Source organism: Psychrobacter sp. I-STPA6b (assembly GCF_020662265.1).
In the GTDB taxonomy this organism is placed as follows: domain Bacteria; phylum Pseudomonadota; class Gammaproteobacteria; order Pseudomonadales; family Moraxellaceae; genus Psychrobacter.
Genome location: NZ_VEWM01000122.1, coordinates 278,392 through 298,511 on the forward strand (window position 1 = coordinate 278,392; position 20,120 = coordinate 298,511).

General features: G+C 40.8%; 17 protein-coding genes, 2 tRNA genes and 3 rRNA genes. 15 read left to right on the top strand and 7 right to left on the bottom strand.

The annotated features are described in order from the left end of the window. Positions 1 to 9 precede the first annotated feature (9 nt). Entirely contained in the window at positions 10 to 1,503 is a 1,494-nt protein-coding gene (locus FHK88_RS13475; protein WP_227431222.1) for a YihY family inner membrane protein, read from the bottom strand. A gap of 126 nt (positions 1,504 to 1,629) precedes the next feature. Here FHK88_RS13475 and wrbA point away from each other — a divergent pair, with 126 nt between their 5' ends. Together wrbA and FHK88_RS13485 are read left to right on the top strand one after the other, a co-directional pair. Then, complete coding sequence (gene wrbA, locus FHK88_RS13480) at positions 1,630 to 2,232, top strand: NAD(P)H:quinone oxidoreductase (RefSeq protein ID WP_264480696.1); 603 nt, start codon at positions 1,630 to 1,632, stop codon at positions 2,230 to 2,232. A gap of 54 nt (positions 2,233 to 2,286) precedes the next feature. Next, positions 2,287 to 2,727, top strand: a complete 441-nt coding sequence (locus FHK88_RS13485) for a hypothetical protein (RefSeq protein WP_227431224.1) — start codon at positions 2,287 to 2,289, stop codon at positions 2,725 to 2,727. A 123-nt stretch (positions 2,728 to 2,850) separates the two neighbouring features. Here FHK88_RS13485 and FHK88_RS13490 read toward each other — a convergent pair whose 3' ends face one another. Beyond that, complete coding sequence (locus FHK88_RS13490) at positions 2,851 to 3,576, bottom strand: DUF3108 domain-containing protein (RefSeq protein WP_227431225.1); 726 nt, start codon at positions 3,574 to 3,576, stop codon at positions 2,851 to 2,853. Positions 3,577 to 3,897: 321 nt separating this feature from the next. Between FHK88_RS13490 and yaaA the strand changes: the two genes are divergently transcribed. Together yaaA and FHK88_RS13500 are read left to right on the top strand one after the other, a co-directional pair. Then, entirely contained in the window at positions 3,898 to 4,698 is an 801-nt protein-coding gene (gene yaaA / locus FHK88_RS13495; protein WP_227431226.1) for a peroxide stress protein YaaA, read from the top strand. A gap of 54 nt (positions 4,699 to 4,752) precedes the next feature. Next, positions 4,753 to 5,301, top strand: coding sequence for a hypothetical protein (locus FHK88_RS13500; protein WP_227431227.1), 549 nt, complete (start codon positions 4,753 to 4,755; stop codon positions 5,299 to 5,301). A 189-nt stretch (positions 5,302 to 5,490) separates the two neighbouring features. On the opposite strand, the gene FHK88_RS13505 is transcribed toward FHK88_RS13500, so the two are convergent. The 3 genes from FHK88_RS13505 to groES all read right to left on the bottom strand — a co-directional run bounded on the left by FHK88_RS13505 (position 5,491) and on the right by groES (position 7,922). Next, positions 5,491 to 5,667 carry a hypothetical protein gene (locus FHK88_RS13505; protein WP_227431228.1) on the bottom strand — a complete coding sequence of 59 codons (177 nt, stop codon included), beginning with the start codon at positions 5,665 to 5,667 and terminating at the stop codon, positions 5,491 to 5,493. Positions 5,668 to 5,896: 229 nt separating this feature from the next. Then, the gene (groL, locus tag FHK88_RS13510; RefSeq protein ID WP_227431229.1) at positions 5,897 to 7,546 is read right to left on the bottom strand and encodes a chaperonin GroEL; all 1,650 of its coding nucleotides are present in this window, start codon (positions 7,544 to 7,546) and stop codon (positions 5,897 to 5,899) included. Between the two features lie 85 nt (positions 7,547 to 7,631). Next, the gene (groES, locus tag FHK88_RS13515) at positions 7,632 to 7,922 is read right to left on the bottom strand and encodes a co-chaperone GroES (RefSeq protein ID WP_227431230.1); all 291 of its coding nucleotides are present in this window, start codon (positions 7,920 to 7,922) and stop codon (positions 7,632 to 7,634) included. Positions 7,923 to 8,158: 236 nt separating this feature from the next. On the opposite strand from groES, the gene FHK88_RS13520 reads away from it, so the two are divergent. The 4 genes from FHK88_RS13520 (at position 8,159) to FHK88_RS13535 (ending at position 9,985) form a co-directional block, all read left to right on the top strand. Next, positions 8,159 to 8,692 (top strand): acyl-CoA thioesterase, encoded by a 534-nt coding sequence (locus FHK88_RS13520; protein ID WP_227431231.1) that lies wholly within the window; start codon positions 8,159 to 8,161, stop codon positions 8,690 to 8,692. Positions 8,693 to 8,779: 87 nt separating this feature from the next. After that, positions 8,780 to 8,989, top strand: coding sequence for a Fe-S cluster assembly protein IscX (gene iscX / locus FHK88_RS13525; protein WP_227431232.1), 210 nt, complete (start codon positions 8,780 to 8,782; stop codon positions 8,987 to 8,989). Positions 8,990 to 9,047: 58 nt separating this feature from the next. Continuing rightward, on the top strand, positions 9,048 to 9,521 hold the full coding sequence (locus FHK88_RS13530) for a GyrI-like domain-containing protein (RefSeq protein WP_227431233.1): 474 nt from the start codon (positions 9,048 to 9,050) through the stop codon (positions 9,519 to 9,521). A gap of 80 nt (positions 9,522 to 9,601) precedes the next feature. Then, positions 9,602 to 9,985, top strand: a complete 384-nt coding sequence (locus FHK88_RS13535) for a hypothetical protein (RefSeq protein WP_227431234.1) — start codon at positions 9,602 to 9,604, stop codon at positions 9,983 to 9,985. Positions 9,986 to 10,127: 142 nt separating this feature from the next. On the opposite strand, the gene dapE is transcribed toward FHK88_RS13535, so the two are convergent. Together dapE and FHK88_RS13545 are read right to left on the bottom strand one after the other, a co-directional pair. After that, positions 10,128 to 11,330, bottom strand: coding sequence for a succinyl-diaminopimelate desuccinylase (gene dapE / locus FHK88_RS13540; RefSeq protein ID WP_227431235.1), 1,203 nt, complete (start codon positions 11,328 to 11,330; stop codon positions 10,128 to 10,130). A 60-nt stretch (positions 11,331 to 11,390) separates the two neighbouring features. Next, a complete protein-coding gene (locus tag FHK88_RS13545; protein ID WP_227431261.1) occupies positions 11,391 to 12,017 on the bottom strand; it encodes a 2OG-Fe(II) oxygenase in 627 nt (208 codons plus the stop codon). Positions 12,018 to 12,246: 229 nt separating this feature from the next. Between FHK88_RS13545 and FHK88_RS13550 the strand changes: the two genes are divergently transcribed. The 7 genes from FHK88_RS13550 to rrf all read left to right on the top strand — a co-directional run bounded on the left by FHK88_RS13550 (position 12,247) and on the right by rrf (position 20,070). After that, on the top strand, positions 12,247 to 13,122 hold the full coding sequence (locus FHK88_RS13550; RefSeq protein WP_227431236.1) for a 23S rRNA (adenine(2030)-N(6))-methyltransferase RlmJ: 876 nt from the start codon (positions 12,247 to 12,249) through the stop codon (positions 13,120 to 13,122). Positions 13,123 to 13,125: 3 nt separating this feature from the next. Beyond that, complete coding sequence (pssA, locus tag FHK88_RS13555; protein ID WP_227431237.1) at positions 13,126 to 14,031, top strand: CDP-diacylglycerol--serine O-phosphatidyltransferase; 906 nt, start codon at positions 13,126 to 13,128, stop codon at positions 14,029 to 14,031. Positions 14,032 to 14,928: 897 nt separating this feature from the next. After that, positions 14,929 to 16,462 (top strand): 16S ribosomal RNA (locus FHK88_RS13560). Positions 16,463 to 16,523: 61 nt separating this feature from the next. Continuing rightward, positions 16,524 to 16,600, top strand: a tRNA-Ile gene (locus FHK88_RS13565). A 9-nt stretch (positions 16,601 to 16,609) separates the two neighbouring features. Further along, positions 16,610 to 16,685: transfer RNA gene (locus FHK88_RS13570), tRNA-Ala, on the top strand. Between the two features lie 298 nt (positions 16,686 to 16,983). Beyond that, positions 16,984 to 19,837, top strand: a 23S ribosomal RNA gene (locus tag FHK88_RS13575). Between the two features lie 119 nt (positions 19,838 to 19,956). Next, positions 19,957 to 20,070, top strand: a 5S ribosomal RNA gene (gene rrf, locus FHK88_RS13580). The 16S, 23S and 5S rRNA genes sit together here with 2 tRNA genes alongside, the layout of an rRNA operon. Positions 20,071 to 20,120: the final 50 nt, after the last annotated feature.

The window sequence follows — 20,120 nt, forward strand, 5'->3', positions numbered from 1 at the left end:
TGAATGATATTATGAGTTTTTGGGATTATCAGCTTCTGTAATCAGTGCTTGACGCTTATCCCAGTCTCGTCGATTGATTGACGGCGCTATAGACTCATTCTCATCATTTTGTCCATCTTGAGGTATTAGTATTTCATTATTAAAGTTATCTGTGGTTTTTGTTGCATCTTTTTCGAAAGTTTCTGGCTGTTGCTCATTAGATTCTTCTGAAAGATAATCATCTGAGCTGATTTTTTCTACTTTTTTACGTGGTTGGCTATGAGAAAATATATCAGCCAATGGGATATTTAGCTCTTTTTTGGTGTAATTTTCTGTACGGATAAAATGGATAACTAATGTACTGAGCCATGGTGTTTGTACATTTTTATAAACCCTATCTAACTCTTCCTTGATAGGCAATGGATAGGGTAGGGTGCAATAAAAATCCCAAAGTGAGATTTGTTTAAGGTCTTTTTTCAAGACATAGTTATTATTTTCTGTGACAGTAATTAAGTCATTTTCTTGTAAATAGTTAACATAAGTATACCATTTTGGCAACTCTTTTCTTCCAAGGACATCTCGAAGTTCTTGCTCGCTGACAGACTCGCCTAACTGATGACGGTCATAAACTAAATTTAGCATATCAAGTAGGCTTAATAGAGGATGGCGAGGATAAACTTCTTTGGTTTCAAAGATGGTCAGTGTATAACTAATCTCTACACCAATTAAGATTAAGTTCCATGACAGATAGAGCCATAATAAGAAAATGGGTAAGGCAGCAAATGCACCATATATTGCCTCGTAGCTGGTAAAGTGAGACATGGCAATACTAAATAAGGACTTGAGTAGCTCAAAGGTAATAGCAGCAATAACACCAGCGATGGTTGCATTTTTGACAGGGACATAGGCTTTAGGAATAAACCAGTACATACCAATAAAGCCAGCTGTGGTGATACAGAAGGTAAGGATATGTACCCAAAAAGACCAGTCAATACCGTAGCCTGCGATTTGTTGGTTTAAAAAGCTAAGACTCTGTACGGTACTGGAAACAATAAAAGCCGTGCCTAACACCAAAGGACCTAAAGTAACGATTGCCCAATAGCGTAAAATACTGCGAATACCACCTGATTTGCTTTCAACCCGCCAAATCTGGTTAAACGCTGTTTCGATGGTAAATAGTGTCATCAATGTTGTTACAAATAATGCCATGATACCAATGGCAGTTAAGTTGGTAGATTTTTCAGCAAACTCATTAATATAGCTACTAACCTGCATACTCGATTGTGGCAGTAAATTATTATAAATAAGCTGATAAATCTGCGCTCTGACTGAGCCAAGAGCTGGTACAGATGACAGAATGATAAGTAGTATTGTCAATACTGGTACGATAGACAATAACGTGGTATAGGTTAAGGAGGCAGCTTTTTGCTGACAGTTATCTTCTAAGTAGTGCCGAGTTAAAAATCGTAGAAAGACAAACCATTTTTTATCATAAAAAGGCAGTTTTTTGAGTAGAGTTTCCATATACCGATACATACTGTTGTAAAAAGACGAGATAGTGTAACAAAAATTATGCTTTCGCATCTGCAAAAAAATTGTGTCAAAATACAAACTTATCAACCAACCATTAAAAAAGGCTTAGCAATGACAATGACTCCTTATGTTTTGGTGTTATATTACTCACAATACGGCACAACAAAAGAAATGGCTTATGCCATTGCTCAAGGTATTGAAGATGCTGGTATTAGCGCACGTATACGGACTGTGCCAAAAGTTGCTCCTGAAACAGTAACTGCCAGTCCTGCCATACCAGATGACGGTGATTTATACTGTACAATGGATGACTTAAAAAACTGTATGGGATTGGCGTTAGGTAGCCCGACACATTTTGGTAATATGGCGTCACCAATGAAGTATTTTTGGGACAGTACAGTGACTTTGTGGTTAGCGGGTAATTTACAAAATAAGCCAGCTTGTGTGTTTACTAGCACTGGAACGATGCATGGTGGTCAGGAAACAACCTTACTGAGCATGATGATGCCTTTATTACATCATGGCATGATATTGTTAGGCGTTCCTTACTCAGAGCCAGAACTGAATCGCACAACTCGTGGTGGGACACCCTATGGTGCGACTCATGTCAGTGGTGCTAAGCATGACCATCCTATGACAAACGATGAACGCGTATTGGCAATTGCTCAAGGTAAACGTCTTGGTATTACTGCACAGGCGTTATGCACTGCCTCATGGTAGTTTGTCTTATTGACTTTTAATGTATACCTATAAAATGTAAGGATAAAATGGCTTATGCGTGAAAGCCGAAGCAAAACAGCTCAGGGGTTAAAGCCCGTTACGCCAGTTCGCCAGAAATTAAAGCTGGTCTGGGTTGTTTGGTTGTTGTATCGTCTGATAGCTCTACCTATTTTAGTAAGCCAACTTAGCCAAAACAATCCAGAAATTATGGGTGGTATTGTGTGGCAGGCGATTTGGCTACTGCCAGCATTTGTGCTGACACCATGGATGGTGAAAGGAAAGTCACCCTATGCACTTTTGCTGGCAAGTATGATTACTTTGGTATATATGGGTGCCAGTGGTGTGGTGTTATTTACTCGCCTTTATGCTGAGCAGTGGTCAATATCTTGGATATATATGATTGATACTCTGTTACTATTGGGAGTAAATATTCTATTATTTGTCCTATTAAAGCGTTTGCCTTCCATGAATAAAGCACGAATGGAACGTCATTAATAAATCTGTATCTAAATGCTAAGATTATAAACTAGTAAAAGGCTGTCCATTTTTGAACAGCCTTTTATAAAATAAAGAAGAGCTATAAGCATATTATAAAAACATAAATACCTATTTATATAGTTAGTTAACTCTGGTTAGCTCCATTTTAAGCTCTTTACCATCATTGTTTTGAGTCATCTTAACAGGTAAATAATTGAGGCTAGGTGCAAGCCAAAAGCTGGTAGAGCGACTGTTATCATCATGCACTCGGTCAATACGAACCGTGTCATAAGTACCAGCAGGGACAGTGATACGGTAGTTTCCAGCTTTTCTAAAAGGTGTTCTTTCAACTTTGTCTTTTTTTGCCAGATAATAGTTGCCAGTAAAGCGACCACTGAGCAAGTCTTGGCGTATTTGAGTCTCAAGACTTAAATCATCTAATGCACCATTGGGTGCAGAAAAAGTGTTGCTTCTGCCTCGATAAGTACTCACTACCTTTTTGGTTGAAGGATTAAAGCTCAGGTTGTGTGTCCGTCCAAGACCAAAGATTCTGTAAGTTGTACTGGCACTGCTTGGGGAGACTGTATTACCATGGATAGTAAATGTACTGCTTTGATTGGCTGTGGCAACACCTGATACGCGGGCGTTAACTTTATAGTTCCATGTATTACCATTTTGAGTGAGTTGGCGGGTTGCTGTTCCGTTATATTTGTTTTCTACAGTAAACTTATAATCTGCTGTAAATGGTGTCACACTACCAGATGCCATCGCGCCTGTTGCTGGCGCTAGTGTTGCTGTCGCAATACCAATACTAGTGGCGACAGAAGTTAGTAGTGATTTTTTTGAGTGCAGTAGATTTTTAATCATGGCTTTACCTTGATAAATAATATAGTCAGTTCAATATATAGCAGGTATCAAGTCAATATGACCGTGAATATACCCGTATGATTTTAAATAGACCATAAGGTGAGTCATTTCTCAGCTAAAGTAAGAGTAAGTAAAAATACTTTAATTCTTTGGCTGAAGTTAGTCATATTCTGTTACATTTCTGCCAGACAGTGTGATATCTTTTTGTGACATTTTCTTTCTACTTAGATGATTTGTTAACAAAGTTTGATGATGAGAAGAAGTTAAGAGAGATATCGTATCCACTAAAACAACTTAATATTTAACTTGAAAGGATAATGTATGTATTTCGTCCTATCTCCCGCCAAAAGCCTAAACGAAAGCGATGAATTGCCCATCAATGTTGGTAATTACTACAGTCAGCCAGAGTTGATTGAGCAATCACAAAGCTTGATGAACGTACTCAAAAAGAAAGAACCCATCGACTTACAAGAATTAATGAACATCTCTGATGACTTAGCTCAGCTCAATACCAAACGCAACCAAGATTGGCAATGGAGCAAAGATAAGCCGTTTACCGCAGATAATGCCAAGCCTGCTGTTTATCTATTTGATGGTGACGTTTATACAGGGCTTGATGTCTATAATATGGATAAAGACAGCGTTATCTATTTAAATGAGCATTTAGGGATTTTGTCAGGATTATATGGTGTACTAAAACCGCTAGATTTAATCCTACCTTATCGCCTAGAGATGGGGACAAAGCTTAAAAATCCACAAGGTGATAACTTATATGAATTTTGGGGAGAAAAAATTACCCAAGTGATTAATGAGCGTATGACAGACAGTGATGATAAAGTGCTGATTAACTTAGCTTCCAATGAATATTTTAAATCAGTGAAGAAAAAAGTGTTGACCGCCAATATCATTACCCCTCGCTTTGAAGATGAGAAAAATGGTAAATACAAAGTGATTAGTTTTTATGCCAAAAAAGCGCGTGGCTTGATGGTGAAATATGCGGTAGAAAATAAACTGAGCAATGCTGAGCAGTTAAAAGCGTTTAATTTGGCAGGATATTATTACTGTGATGAGTCATCTGATGAGAATACGTGGACATTCCGTCGTGATGAAAAGGACCAGTAATTTGCTATGATATGGTTTGTGTCAATCCCATACAAATAACATGGAAGTTTTTTAATGAATCAAAAGCCATTAGCTTTGCCAATTAAACTTTATCCACAAAAGCATTTAATGTTATACGTTATTTGTGTTTGTGCGTTTTGTTTCTGTGTTTTTTTTGCAGAGGTGTTTTTCGATTTTTTCCCTACTTCCTCCCGTAGGGAATTACCATTGTTCATTGAAATATTAGCAATGATTATAATGTTATGCGTTACACTCTTTTACATTAAACTCATAACCAGCCATTTGCCTAATATCGTCATTTATCAAGATAGACTTGAGTTATTAAATCCACTAAAAAATACTTATGATGTGTTTGAATTTAGCCATATAAAAACGATTGAATTTGGTTATGGTGAATATCCTGGGTTCGAAATTTACTTAAAAAATAAACCCTTATTATCATTTGCAGATAAAAAATATTCACTGACTTATTACAAGCTGAATAATACTAAATTACGTAGCAGACAAGTGGCAGATCTTATCGAGCAAGCATGGAATAACTACAATAAAAATCTTGATGAGCCTATTAGGTTACACGAAACAAAAAGAACCTTTTTTGATTGATTTATAGTAGGCATACTATATAAAGTAAAATCCCAATCGGTTTATTACACCAATGGTAACTTACGATGACTACGGTATAAATCCTCATGTAACCGTACTACTGTTGCTTCTCATTCATTCGTAGGGTTATTAGATATCAGTCTAACAAAGCCAATTTAACAAAACCATTAACAACTATTAAAAATATAGCTATGGACTGCCAGTTTCTGTGACCACACAAATTCCATAACCTTCAGGATTTATACCACCCCCCATATCCAGACAGGTATCTGTATATAAAAATGATTTTAGTTGATAACCCAAAATAAAGCTGAGTATGGATGCTAAAACAAAGCTGATGATAATCAACCATTTCTTCTGTTTCATGGCATAGACCTCTGTAGAGCAAATAGAATCGAAGGTGTATTTTACATTGAGAGTGATTAATGTAAAGTCATAGGAAAGTGATACTATAAAAATCCATGAAGTTTTCATTAATATCAGAAAACCCCAATAAGCTATTGCTTATTGGGGTTTTGTTTTATCGCTAATAATACAAATTAAATATATGGTTTATAACGATAAATTGGTACGAAATTTTTAGCTTGGACGATGATTACATCATACCGCCCATGCCTCCCATTCCGCCCATACCACCAGCACCGCCCATGCCTGCCATTGGGTCATCTTTCTCTGGTAGGTCAGTAATCATGGCTTCAGTGGTTAACATCAAGCCTGCGACAGATGCAGCATTTTCTAGAGCAGAGCGAGATACTTTGGCTGGGTCAAGGATACCCATTTCAATCATATCACCATACTCACCAGTAGCAGCATTGTAACCATAGTTACCTTCGCCATTTTTCACTTCGTTGACAACAACAGAAGCTTCTTCACCAGAGTTGGTAACGATTTGACGTAGTGGGGCTTCCATGGCACGACGTAGGATATTGATACCCGCAGTTTGGTCATCATTATCACCAGTTAGGTCAGCAAGTGCGCCTAAAGCACGGACTAATGCAACACCACCACCAGGCACAACGCCTTCTTCTACAGCAGCGCGAGTGGCATGCAGTGCATCATCAACACGGTCTTTTTTCTCTTTCATTTCGGTTTCAGTTGCTGCACCAACTTTGATAACTGCGACACCGCCTGATAGTTTAGCAATACGCTCTTGTAGTTTTTCTTTATCGTAGTCAGAAGTTGATTCTTCAACTTGACGACGGATAGAGTCTACACGTGCGTCGATGTCTGCTTTATTACCAGCACCATCAACGATTACTGTATTTTCTTTACCAACAGTGACTTTTTTGGCAGTACCAAGCTGTTCAACTGTTGCAGTCTCTAGACTTAGTCCAACTTCTTCAGAGATAACCGTACCACCAGTCAAGATAGCGATATCTTGTAGCATGGCTTTACGACGATCACCAAATCCAGGTGCTTTTACCGCACAAGTTTTTAGACCACCACGCATGTTGTTAACAACCAATGTGGCAAGTGCTTCATTTTCAACGTCTTCAGCAATGATAAGCAAAGGCTTGCTTTGTTGCATTACTTGTTCTAGTAATGGCACGATTTCACGGATATTGCTGATTTTTTTATCAACCAATAAGATAAATGGATTATCAAATTCTGCGGTTAGGCTATCTTGTTTGTTTGCAAAGTAGGGGCTGATATAACCACGGTCAAACTGCATCCCTTCAACCACTTCTAAGGTATCTTCAAAGCTTGAGCCTTCTTCAACAGTGATAACACCTTGCTTGCCAACTTTTTCCATTGCTTGAGAGATTAGCTCACCAATTTTGGTATCTGAGTTAGCAGAGATTGAGCCAACTTGAGCAATGGCTTTGTGGTCATCAGCAGGGGTAGATAACTGGTGAATCTGTTCAACCGCAGCACGAACAGCTTTATCGATACCACGTTTTAGATCCATAGGGTTCATGCCAGCAGCAACAGACTTCATACCTTCTTGCAAGATGGCTTGAGCCAATACAGTAGCAGTGGTTGTACCATCACCAGCAACATCATTGGTTTTGCTGGCTACTTCACGAACCAACTGTGCGCCCATATTTTCAAACTTATCTTCAAGCTCGATTTCTTTGGCAACAGAAACACCATCTTTGGTGATGGTTGGTGCACCAAAAGACTTATCAATAACTACGTTACGACCTTTAGGGCCTAATGTTACTTTTACAGCGTCAGCTAGGATGTTTACACCATCCATCATTTGCTTACGTGCGTTGCTACCAAATTTGACATCTTTTGCCATGAGAATATTCTCCAATTTTTATGAATGATTAATGTTATAAATTTTATGAAATATTACGTTGAGCAAGTCCATTACAGTATGGATATTAGCCTTCAAGAACACCCAATACGTCAGACTCTTTCATGATAAGTAGCTCTTCGCCATCTACTTTTACAGTTTGTCCAGCATATTGACCAAACAACACTTTATCACCAACTTTTACATCAAGGGCGCGTACTTCTCCATTATCACGAATTTGACCATTACCAACAGCTAACACTTCACCTTGAGATGGTTTTTCTTGTGCTGAGCCAGGTAATAAAATGCCACCTGCAGTTTTTTGCTCTTCTTCCACACGGCGGACGACAATACGGTCATGTAAAGGACGAATGTTCATTCTCTTACTCCATTTAAATTAGTTTAATCATTGTTAATAACCCACATACCTTAATTAATAGTTGCTCTTGAAAAAAATTCAAGGGTGGTATCGTGGGGCTGATACGACAATGGGGTTTCATATACTCGGTTTCAATAACGAATAGATAATTTTTTTATCAACATAGCTGACAATTGCCTAATGCCCGTATAGACTGAGACTTTTATATGACAAAAAAATGTGGCAGGGTTTGATATATGAATATGTTGGTTCGATTTTTTATTTTAATGATGTTGCTCAAGCATGATTTAAAACGTGCACCTAAGCAGGGCTCAGAGTTGACATTAAAGCAACTATTTACCCCATTTGTACGCAGTTATCGTATTTTGCCTCATGACATGGGTTTTCGAAATCATTTGCCAAACTATCGTTATCTATCCTTTATTGAGTTAAATATTACTGGTTGGCTGACGACTTGCTGTCAGAAAAAAGGACATAAACCAATGTTTTGGATTATCTCTATGCAAGAGGTGGTTTATCTAAAAGAGGTTAAGTTGTTTGATAAAATTACGGTATCCAGTCAACTAGAGGGCTGGGATGAGAAATATATATATTTCCAGCATCATTTTATGGTAAAAAATACGATTATGGCAGTGGGTATGACCAAGTTTTTACTGGTGGATAAAAAAGGTAAACGCCCACCACAGACATTGGATATGATGGATGCACACATCACACCAGTGATTGATTCATGGAACACTCATCAACAAGAGGTTAAATCACAAGGCTAACGAAGCCTTGTTGCAGTCTGTTATGATAGATAGTTGAGTATGTTTTATACTTTCAAATATAGCTTAGTAAATAGGAGATAAACAAAAATGTTGCCACAAAAACTTAAATGGACAGACAGCTTAGATATTGCGATTGAGTTGGCAGAAAAATTTCCAGATACCGACCCACAATATATACGTTTTACCGATTTGCATCGCTGGGTGACAGAGCTTGAGGGCTTTGATGATGACCCAAATAAATCTAATGAAGGTATACTCGAAGCCATTCAAATGAACTGGATTGATGAAGCGGATTAATGTTTCTATACCTTACCTGCTATAGATTAAAGTCAATATAAAAAATAGGATATCTAATATGAGTATACAAATAAAAAGTTTAGCAACCCCCATTCTTTGCCAAGGTTTGAGTGTTCGCACCACCAATCAAGCTGAAACCAGTCATAAAACAGCAAAACTTGGGGGGCTGTGGCAAAAGTTTTACCAAACACAGTTTAATAACTTACCTGAAGATGCCAAAATTTATGGTATGTATCATAATTATGAAACCGATGCGACTGGGGAATTTGATGTTGTTGCAGGTTGGAATAAAACAGAGTATGAGAGCCACAGTGAGGACATAGTGACAGTGACCATTCCTGCGGGTAAATATTTGGTGTTTACTAAAAAAGGTGCAATGCCTGATATTGTTATTGAGGGTTGGGATAAGGTTTGGAATTATTTTAATAAGTCAAACTGTGAACACACTCGTCTTTATGATGTGGACTTTGAGCATTATGTCAATGCGAATCCAGATGATGGGCAGGTGGATATTTATATCGGTATTGAATGATTTATTTGAGTATTGAGTAGTTAGCTTTTTGTCATTTGTACAAGGTTGGATTTAATAGAAAGTTTGAGTAGGAGATGATTGTGCAAATAATCCAATTAACTTTTTTGGGGCTTTCTCGAAAATATCACCTTAGAAACTTAGTGGTAGGATTTGCTTTTTGTACTTTCATCTGGTTAATGACAGATTATGTTAGTAGTCGTTCAACTACAGGTGGACTTGATAGTACGTATATACTTGTTAATCGTATTTATTTAGTAATTAGTGCACTATTATATCCTTATGCAAAATATTTTTATGATTGGCTTTGGGATTTGTTTTTTGATGACGAAGTATGGGTTTTAGGTGGTATTTTACTACTTATCGTTTTGTATTTTAAATTTATAATTAGAGCAATGTTGTTTATGTTTGCAATAGGAGTAGCTCCTTTGGGTCTCATAACATTATATTTTGTAAATAAAAAATAGGTTTATAATAAAACTTAATCCCAATAACCCTGAGCAAGCCATTATTGATTATCCTAGCAATCTTTATAATAACCAAAAAAGACGTTGGCGTTATTTGGTTATTTTATTGTCAGGGCTATTGGTAGTGATACTATTTTTAATCTTATTTCTCTAATAAAACTCGCTCTAGTATCTTTTCATAAATTTGAGCCAATTTGCCCAAATCCTCAACCTCCACTTTTTCATCTATCTGGTGAATGGTGGCATTTCTCACTCCCAGTTCCACCACTTGCGAGCCAGTCGGAGCGATAAAGCGTCCGTCAGATGTGCCTCCAGAGGTGGATAATTGCGTGTCAATGCCTGTGACTTCTTTAATGGCATGCTGGCAAGCACTGACCAATTTCCCTTCTGCGGTTAAAAATGGTTCACCTGATAATTTCCAGTCAATCTCATATTTTGCATCACTTTTAGCAAAATGTTTATCAAATATGGCATGAGTTTTGGTTTTTAGCTCATCAGCCGTGGTTTCAGTAGAAAAGCGAAAGTTAAATACCACCGTAGCGGTATCAGGAATGACATTATTTGCCCCAGTACCACTATTGATATTGGAGATTTGCATTGAGGTTGCAGGGAAAAACTCATTACCATTATCCCAGCTAGCCCCAGTAAATTCTGCCAAAGCAGGCATGAGTTCATGAATGGGATTGATGGCTAATTGAGGGTAGGCGACATGACCTTGTTTACCTGTTACTGTTAAAATTCCACCCAGTGAACCGCGACGACCATTTTTAATCACATCACCCAAGGTATCGCTACTAGATGGCTCACCAACCAGACAATAAGTGATTTTTTCTTGGCGAGCTTCTAAGGTTTCGACCACTTTGACAGTACCATTAATCGAAGGACCTTCCTCATCTGAGGTGATTAATAGGGCAATCGAACCGTTATGCTCAGGGTGCTTTTTGACAAAGTTTTCTACCGCCACCACAAAACAAGCAATACCCGTTTTCATATCTGCTGAGCCACGTCCCCACAGATAGCCATCTTTAACTGTTGGCTCAAAAGGGGGGATACTCCAGCTATTTTTATCACCTGTTGGCACAACATCAGTATGCCCTGCAAAGCAAATTACAGGCTCAGTATTACCACGCCTTGCCCATAGGTTTTTTACTTGTGCATTTCTGCCAACGGCTTGCTCATCGCCAAAATACATAAATTCATTATCAAAGCCAACTTCTGCCAATCGCTCAGCTAAAATATCCTGACAACCTTTATCATCAGGGGTCACAGAAGGGCGTTGCATCAATTCTTTGCTTAACGCTAATGTGGCTGATTGAATGGCAGAAAATTGTTCAAAATTACTCATAAAATACTCTTAAATGAAAAACATTAGTTTAAAAAGGTAATAAATAAAAAACGTGATGAGTTAATCTGCAACAAATGGTACGGGGTTATCACGACGCATCCAAGTTGCAATCGAATAACGTTGTCGATGGGCAATTTGTACTTGATGACGCAAATTGCTATCAAATATGATTAAGCGATTGGCTTTGGGTAAGACTTCATGAGAATGACCATGTTTATCAATCATCTCTAATGCCCCACCATCACTTTTTTGCCATTCATCATTTAAATAAAAGACGGCTGAAATCACTCGCTCATCACGTCCTTGTGGATTATCTGTATGCCATTGATAGCCAAACCCTGATGGGTAGCAAGCATAATGAGCTTCACAATGGCGAATACCTGCAAATAGATAACGATTAAAAAAGTGAGCTAAGTCATCAATCGCTTGTAGGTAGGCCATACCAGAAGGACTGTTTTTATCAATCCAGCGAATTTTATCACCACGAATATGGCTGATGCGTTGACCATAGGTTAGGGTGGCTTCCCGATAATCAATAAATCCACTTTCTGTTTGTAGTGCCATCAAATCTAATTGTGAAAAAACATCATCTAATAGTAGATAGCCATTACTAATAAAGAAATCTAACGCTGTTTCACTTAAATAGGTTTCCCAATCGACAGCAAAACAGGTTTGTGGTGCATGGATATGCTCAGAGGGGAATGAATTTAGCCCTTCTTGTGGTGGTGCAGATGAAAGTAATGTATTCACTTTTTAACCATCTATAAGGTAAGTTGAAGAAAGCTAAGTCTGTTTTATAGTGACTTTGCGGTATATTTGTTGCGCTTATTTTATGGTACTGACTTTAATAGTGTCTATTGTTATCATGCCTATGCTACCATATAAGCCATATTTATTAATGAACCAATTTTATACTATGAACTATAAACACGCTTACCATGCAGGCAATTTTGCCGATGTTGCCAAACACATACTTCTTGTTCAGCTATTAAATCAGCTTAGTCAAAAAGGAAAGCCTTTCTATACATTAGACGCTTACGGTGGACGAGGATTATACTCACTTAGTAGTGAAGAAGCTCGTAAAACTGGTGAAGCAGTCAAGGGTGTGCAAGCCTTACTAAAAGCAGATACCAGCAATGCACCTGATGCAGTTCAACAATATATCCAAGACATCCAGACAGCACGTCAGACCTATGACCAGCATGTTTATCCTGGCTCTCCTTGGTGGATAGCTCATCATGTTGAAACACACCCAAACATAGAGATTCGTGCTGAGGCCTTTGAGCATAAAGGTAGTGAATACGACGCACTCAATTATCAGTTATATCAACTACCCATTGGTATACACCATCGTAACGCTTTTGAAGGTATACCTGCTGTCATACCACCAAAAGAAAAACGTGGTCTTATCCTTATTGACCCACCCTATGAGCAAGAGCACAAAGACTTTGGTCAGCTTGTTGACTTATTAGCAACCAGCCATAATAAATGGGCGCAAGGTGTCTATGCACTTTGGTATCCACTAAAAAATAGTGATGCTGTTGAACTGTTTTATAAAAAAATGAAACGGACAGGTATCAAACGTCAGCTAATCTGTGAGCTTAATATCTATCCCAATGACATTGCCGTTGGCTTAAATGGCACAGGTATGCTGATTATCAACCCACCATGGCAGTTTGACCATAAAGCACGAGAAATCTTGCAATTTATCCAGCCCATCTTAAAAGCAGAAGACGCACCACTATTACCCGCAGAAAAAGCAACAAGTGTGCGTTGGTTAGTGGGAGAATAAAAGATGTCAGAGCAAACGCCAAAAGTTTCTGAACAAAAAACCTGCACTCAAGACACATCATTGCATCTAGAAGGGCATGTAACTCCGCCTTATATAGATGACAGTGACCTAAATCGTCAGCTTGCAGACACAGATAACTATGACGGCTTAACCTTTGAAGTCATCGAACAAGAAGTTAATGAAGGCAAGCCAGTTTTCAGTCGTGGTGTATACCTTATACCAAACCTTGTCACTACCTTATCATTATTATCAGGCTTCTTCTCCATCTTAGCCAGTACCCAAGGATACTTCTACAAGGCATCCCTTGCCATCTTCTTATCTGCTATCTTAGATGGCATGGATGGACGATTGGCCCGATTGCTCAACGCTCAAAGTCCTTTTGGCGAGCAGTATGACTCACTTGCTGACATGCTTGCCTTTGGTATTGCACCTGCCATACTCATTTATAGTTTTGCCCTACAGCCTCTAGGACGTATTGGTGTTGCTTGTGCCTTTGTATTCACTGCTTGTGCTGCCTTTCGCCTTGCCAGATTTAACGTGCAAATTGGTAGTGTAGATAAAAAATACTTTATTGGCTTAGCCAGTCCACTAGCGGCTATCCTTGTTACCAGTGCTGTTATGGTCGCTATTTCTCGCCCTCAATGGGTAGAGCAGTATACTCAACTCATTATCGGACTGTGTGCTGTCTGGGTTGTTATCTGTGGGTTACTGATGGTGAGTAACATTAAATACTATAGCTTTAAAGAGTTTGACAAAAAGCGTGTACCCTTTGTTGTACTTATTATAGGTGTATTGATTATGGGTATTGTCCTATATGATATTCCTGCTGGCATACTAGCTATTGGTATTATCTATGCCTTATCAGGCATATTTACTACACTAAAAAGTAAGCTTCAAAAAACAAACTAGAAGTAAAGCCCTCTCTTTGCTCAGACTTACTCAGGTAGATACTAATCCAACCTGAGCAAAGAAGAAAGATTGTAAAAAGGTAGGTATTTAGATATAAAAAATTTTCTCTTGTGCAAAGTGTGCAAAATAGAGGTTTATCTTAATAATAGTGGTTATCTAAATAGGACAACTTCTCTTGAGATGTTAAGCTATTTGTCTAAGTTGAAGAGTTTTTCGGAATTTTTTTTCAAAAACCGCTTGACCCGAATTAAAAAGGGTATATAATGTGCGACCTGTTGAGGAGGAAGGCTAACTTAGGAAATTGAGTTAGTGGATATTTGAAGTTGGGTGGAATTATTCAGAGAATGGATAAAACGACCAACTAAAAATAAAAATAAAGATAAAGATAAAAAACTTCTTGACAGTGAGGGAGATTAGCGTATAATACGCACCTCATCGGGACGAGCTAAACACTTTAATGAAACAATTGATTAATTGTTGAATGGAAGGGTTTAGATTGAAACGAAGAAAAAAAGAATTGAAAAAAAGCTTGACAGATATTAAAAACATGATATACTGGATGGCTCACTAAGCAAGATAAACACTCAAATATGAGTAACTTCAAATTGAAGGCTATCTTAGTTTAGATATAACATACAATGGAAGACATTGTATGTCAACTATTTAAAAGCAAACTAAAGAACAACTTGTGTGGATTTTTGCTGACACAGAATGTTAATGAATTAAAGTTGGTCAAAGACTAACTATAAAAAGATTATCATTCTTTAAGGCAAGAAAACTCAAAAGTTAATTCATTACGAACATACGAATGAGCAATAAAATGCCAGTAGTCGAAAGACTATACGATTAAAGAATGAGCCAAGATTAGGAATCATCTTAAAAGATTCCAAGAAGATTAAACTGAAGAGTTTGATCATGGCTCAGATTGAACGCTGGCGGCAGGCTTAACACATGCAAGTCGAGCGATGAAGGTCTAGCTTGCTAGACTGGATTAGCGGCGGACGGGTGAGTAATGCTTAGGAATCTGCCTAGTAGTGGGGGATAGCTCGGGGAAACTCGAATTAATACCGCATACGTCTTACGGGAGAAAGGGGGCTACTTGTAGCTCTCGCTATTAGATGAGCCTAAGTCAGATTAGCTAGTTGGTGGGGTAAAGGCCTACCAAGGCGACGATCTGTAGCTGGTCTGAGAGGATGATCAGCCACACCGGAACTGAGACACGGTCCGGACTCCTACGGGAGGCAGCAGTGGGGAATATTGGACAATGGGGGGAACCCTGATCCAGCCATGCCGCGTGTGTGAAGAAGGCCTTTTGGTTGTAAAGCACTTTAAGCAGTGAAGAAGACCTTATGGTTAATACCCATAAGCGATGACATTAGCTGCAGAATAAGCACCGGCTAACTCTGTGCCAGCAGCCGCGGTAATACAGAGGGTGCAAGCGTTAATCGGAATTACTGGGCGTAAAGCGAGCGTAGGTGGCTAATTAAGTCAGATGTGAAATCCCTGGGCTTAACCTGGGAACTGCATCTGATACTGGTTAGCTAGAGTAGGTGAGAGGGAAGTAGAATTTCAGGTGTAGCGGTGAAATGCGTAGAGATCTGAAGGAATACCGATGGCGAAGGCAGCTTCCTGGCATCATACTGACACTGAGGTTCGAAAGCGTGGGTAGCAAACAGGATTAGATACCCTGGTAGTCCACGCCGTAAACGATGTCTACTAGTCGTTGGGGGACTTGATCTCTTAGTGACGCAGCTAACGCAATAAGTAGACCGCCTGGGGAGTACGGCCGCAAGGTTAAAACTCAAATGAATTGACGGGGGCCCGCACAAGCGGTGGAGCATGTGGTTTAATTCGATGCAACGCGAAGAACCTTACCTGGTCTTGACATACACAGAATCCTGTAGAGATACGGGAGTGCCTTCGGGAATTGTGATACAGGTGCTGCATGGCTGTCGTCAGCTCGTGTCGTGAGATGTTGGGTTAAGTCCCGCAACGAGCGCAACCCTTTTCCTTAGTTACCAGCGGTTTGGCCGGGAACTCTAAGGATACTGCCAGTGACAAACTGGAGGAAGGCGGGGACGACGTCAAGTCATCATGGCCCTTACGACCAGGGCTACACACGTGCTACAATGGTAGGTACAGAGGGCAGCTACACAGCGATGTGATGCGAATCTCAAAAAGCCTATCGTAGTCCAGATTGGAGTCTGCAACTCGACTCCATGAAGTCGGAATCGCTAGTAATCGCGGATCAGAATGCCGCGGTGAATACGTTCCCGGGCCTTGTACACACCGCCCGTCACACCATGGGAGTTGATTGCACCAGAAGTGGTTAGCCTAACTTAGGAGGGCGATCACCACGGTGTGGTCAATGACTGGGGTGAAGTCGTAACAAGGTAGCCGTAGGGGAACCTGCGGCTGGATCACCTCCTTAAAAACGACATTCGGTCAGCAAGAATTCACAACAAGTTGTTCTTTAGTTTAAGCTAAGCTCGGGGTCTGTAGCTCAGTTGGTTAGAGCACCGTGTTGATAACGCGGGGGTCATAAGTTCAAGTCTTATCAGACCCACCAAATAACTACGGGGCCATAGCTCAGTTGGTAGAGCGCCTGCCTTGCACGCAGGAGGTCAGGAGTTCGACTCTCCTTGGCTCCACCATGATATAGAGTGAAGCGAAAGCAGAACAAAGTAATTTTATATATAGATTATTTTCTTCTGTTTTATACAGATGATAATGACCTGACGAAGGCATTATGATTATTTAAAAACATAGATATGAGTCTGGGTTAAGTTATATATACACAATATATAATTTAACCTGATAATCAACCTTTAATGACATCAGTTGTTATCCCAAGGGTTGGTTATCGAAAGTAAAGAGAACTGAATCAAGCGTAAACATAGGTGATATCGTTATCATTACTACATAGAATCCTAAGACTAATTGGGGTTGTATGGTCAAGTAATGAAGCGCACATGGTGGATGCCTTGGCAGTCAGAGGCGAAGAAAGACGTGACAGCCTGCGATAAGCTTCGGGGAGGTGGCAATATCCTGCGATCCGGAGATTTCTGAATGGGGAAACCCACCTAGCATAAGCTAGGTATCCTAATTTATTAGGAAGCGAACCGAGTGAAGTGAAACATCTCAGTAACTCGAGGAAAAGACATCAAATGAGATTCCCCTAGTAGCGGCGAGCGAACGGGGAGGAGCCGACGGACTCTAATGTAGAAGAACAGTGTGGGAAAGCTGACCATAGTGGGTGATAGTCCCGTATTCGAAACATTAGAAGAAGCATATTAAGTAGTGCGGGACACGAGAAATCCTGTATGAAGATGGGGGGACCATCCTCCAAGGCTAAATACTCCTGACTGACCGATAGTGAACCAGTACCGTGAGGGAAAGGCGAAAAGAACCCCTGTGAGGGGAGTGAAATAGAACCTGAAACCGTGTGCGTACAAGCAGTGGGAGCGGACTTGTTCCGTGACCGCGTACCTTTTGTATAATGGGTCAGCGACTTATATTCTGTAGCGAGGTTAACCGAATAGGGGAGCCGTAGGGAAACCGAGTCTTAATAGGGCGTCTAGTTGCAGGGTATAGACCCGAAACCGAGTGATCTATCCATGAGCAGGTTGAAAGTGCCGTAACAGGCATCGGAGGACCGAACCCACTGTCGTTGAAAAGCCAGGGGATGACTTGTGGATAGGGGTGAAAGGCTAATCAAACTCGGTGATAGCTGGTTCTCCCCGAAAGCTATTTAGGTAGCGCCTCGGACGAACACCATTGGGGGTAGAGCACTGTTTCGGCTAGGGGGTCATACCGACTTACCAAACCGATGCAAACTCCGAATACCGATGAGTGATATCCGGGAGACACACGGCGGGTGCTAACGTCCGTCGTGGAGAGGGAAACAACCCAGACCGCCAGCTAAGGCCCCAAATTCCTAGTTAAGTGGGAAACGAAGTGGGAAGGCATAGACAGCTAGGAGGTTGGCTTAGAAGCAGCCACCCTTTAAAGAAAGCGTAATAGCTCACTAGTCGAGTCGGCCCGCGCGGAAGATGTAACGGGGCTCAAACTAGGAGCCGAAGCTGCGGATTTGAAAATTGTTTCAAGTGGTAGGGGAGCGTTGTGTAAGCCTGTGAAGGTGTGTTGTAAGGCATGCTGGAGGTATCACAAGAGCGAATGCTGACGTGAGTAACGATAATGCGAGTGAAAAGCTCGCACGCCGGAAGACCAAGGGTTCCAGTCCAACGTTAATCGGGGCTGGGTGAGTCGACCCCTAAGGCGAGGCCGAAAGGCGTAGTCGATGGGAAATTGGTTAATATTCCAATACTTGTTTATGATGCGATGGAGGGACGGAGAAGGTTATGCCAGCCTGGTGATGGTTATCCAGGTGGAAGGATGTAGGTAGAGTGATTAGGCAAATCCGGTCACTTAATACTGAGATCTGATAGCAAGCTGTACATGTACAGCGAAGTGGCAAATACCATGCTTCCAGGAAAAGCTTCTAAGCGATAGTCATAAACGAATCGTACCCGAAACCGACACAGGTGGTCAGGTAGAGAATACCAAGGCGCTTGAGAGAACTCTGCTGAAGGAACTAGGCAAAATGGTACCGTAACTTCGGGAGAAGGTACGCTGTCGATGGTGAAGGACTTGCTCTGTAAGCTATTGACAGTCGCAGATACCAGGCTGCTGCAACTGTTTATTAAAAACACAGCACTCTGCAAACACGAAAGTGGACGTATAGGGTGTGATGCCTGCCCGGTGCTGGAAGGTTAATTGATGGGCTTAGCGTAAGCGAAGGTCTTGATCGAAGCCCCAGTAAACGGCGGCCGTAACTATAACGGTCCTAAGGTAGCGAAATTCCTTGTCGGGTAAGTTCCGACCTGCACGAATGGCATAATGATGGCAGCGCTGTCTCCAGCAGAGGCTCAGTGAAATCGAAATCGCAGTGAAGATGCTGTGTACCCGCGGCTAGACGGAAAGACCCCGTGAACCTTTACTACAGCTTTACATTGAACTTTGACCTGACTTGTGCAGGATAGGTGGGAGGCTTTGAAGCAGATACGCCAGTATTTGTGGAGCCATCCTTGAAATACCACCCTGGTCATGTTGGGGTTCTAACTCAGATATAACAGTATCGAGGACAATGTATGGTGGGTAGTTTGACTGGGGCGGTCTCCTCCTAAAGAGTAACGGAGGAGTACGAAGGTGCGCTCAGAACGGTCGGAAATCGTTCAAAGAGTATAAAGGCAGAAGCGCGCTTAACTGCGAGACCCACAAGTCGAGCAGGTACGAAAGTAGGTCTTAGTGATCCGGTGGTTCTGTATGGAAGGGCCATCGCTCAACGGATAAAAGGTACTCTGGGGATAACAGGCTGATACCGCCCAAGAGTTCATATCGACGGCGGTGTTTGGCACCTCGATGTCGGCTCATCTCATCCTGGGGCTGAAGCAGGTCCCAAGGGTATGGCTGTTCGCCATTTAAAGAGGTACGCGAGCTGGGTTTAGAACGTCGTGAGACAGTTCGGTCCCTATCTACCGTGGGCGTTGGAAATTTGAGAGGATCTGCTCCTAGTACGAGAGGACCAGAGTGGACGAACCGCTGGTGTTCGGGTTGTCATGCCAATGGCATTGCCCGGTAGCTACGTTCGGATGGGATAACCGCTGAAAGCATCTAAGCGGGAAGCCCACCTCAAGATTAGATTTCCCCTAAGAGCCGTTCAAGACTAGGACGTTGATAGGCAGGGTGTGGAAGCGTAGTGATACGTGTAGCTAACCTGTACTAATTGCTCGTTTGGCTTGACCATACAACACCCAATTGGTTTTGTATAAACAAGTCTTGATAACGATTTTATATCATCCGATTTTACTTAGCTTGATTTAGCTTAATATATTTAACACTTTAGACTCATATCTAACCCCCTTTGCTGACGACAATAGCAAGATGGAACCACCTGATCCCTTCCCGAACTCAGAAGTGAAACATCTTAGCGCCAATGGTAGTGTGGTTCGCCCATGTGAGAGTAGGTCATCGTCAGCTCCCTATACCTAAAGCCCCCTTTAACATTCGTTAATGGGGGCTTTTTATTG

What these genes read in the sequence shown, in the direction of transcription:
- FHK88_RS13530 (WP_227431233.1), top strand. Translation starts at nt 9,048, where the DNA reads ATGAGTATACAAATAAAAAGTTTAGCAACCCCCATTCTTTGCCAAGGT.
- yaaA (WP_227431226.1), top strand. Translation starts at nt 3,898, where the DNA reads ATGTATTTCGTCCTATCTCCCGCCAAAAGCCTAAACGAAAGCGATGAA.
- FHK88_RS13550 (WP_227431236.1), top strand. Translation starts at nt 12,247, where the DNA reads ATGAACTATAAACACGCTTACCATGCAGGCAATTTTGCCGATGTTGCC.
- groL (WP_227431229.1), bottom strand. Translation starts at nt 7,546, where the DNA reads ATGGCAAAAGATGTCAAATTTGGTAGCAACGCACGTAAGCAAATGATG.
- pssA (WP_227431237.1), top strand. Translation starts at nt 13,126, where the DNA reads ATGTCAGAGCAAACGCCAAAAGTTTCTGAACAAAAAACCTGCACTCAA.
- FHK88_RS13485 (WP_227431224.1), top strand. Translation starts at nt 2,287, where the DNA reads ATGCGTGAAAGCCGAAGCAAAACAGCTCAGGGGTTAAAGCCCGTTACG.
- FHK88_RS13505 (WP_227431228.1), bottom strand. Translation starts at nt 5,667, where the DNA reads ATGAAACAGAAGAAATGGTTGATTATCATCAGCTTTGTTTTAGCATCC.
- groES (WP_227431230.1), bottom strand. Translation starts at nt 7,922, where the DNA reads ATGAACATTCGTCCTTTACATGACCGTATTGTCGTCCGCCGTGTGGAA.
- wrbA (WP_264480696.1), top strand. Translation starts at nt 1,630, where the DNA reads ATGACTCCTTATGTTTTGGTGTTATATTACTCACAATACGGCACAACA.
- FHK88_RS13490 (WP_227431225.1), bottom strand. Translation starts at nt 3,576, where the DNA reads ATGATTAAAAATCTACTGCACTCAAAAAAATCACTACTAACTTCTGTC.
- iscX (WP_227431232.1), top strand. Translation starts at nt 8,780, where the DNA reads ATGTTGCCACAAAAACTTAAATGGACAGACAGCTTAGATATTGCGATT.
- dapE (WP_227431235.1), bottom strand. Translation starts at nt 11,330, where the DNA reads ATGAGTAATTTTGAACAATTTTCTGCCATTCAATCAGCCACATTAGCG.
- FHK88_RS13520 (WP_227431231.1), top strand. Translation starts at nt 8,159, where the DNA reads ATGAATATGTTGGTTCGATTTTTTATTTTAATGATGTTGCTCAAGCAT.
- FHK88_RS13500 (WP_227431227.1), top strand. Translation starts at nt 4,753, where the DNA reads ATGAATCAAAAGCCATTAGCTTTGCCAATTAAACTTTATCCACAAAAG.
- FHK88_RS13475 (WP_227431222.1), bottom strand. Translation starts at nt 1,503, where the DNA reads ATGGAAACTCTACTCAAAAAACTGCCTTTTTATGATAAAAAATGGTTT.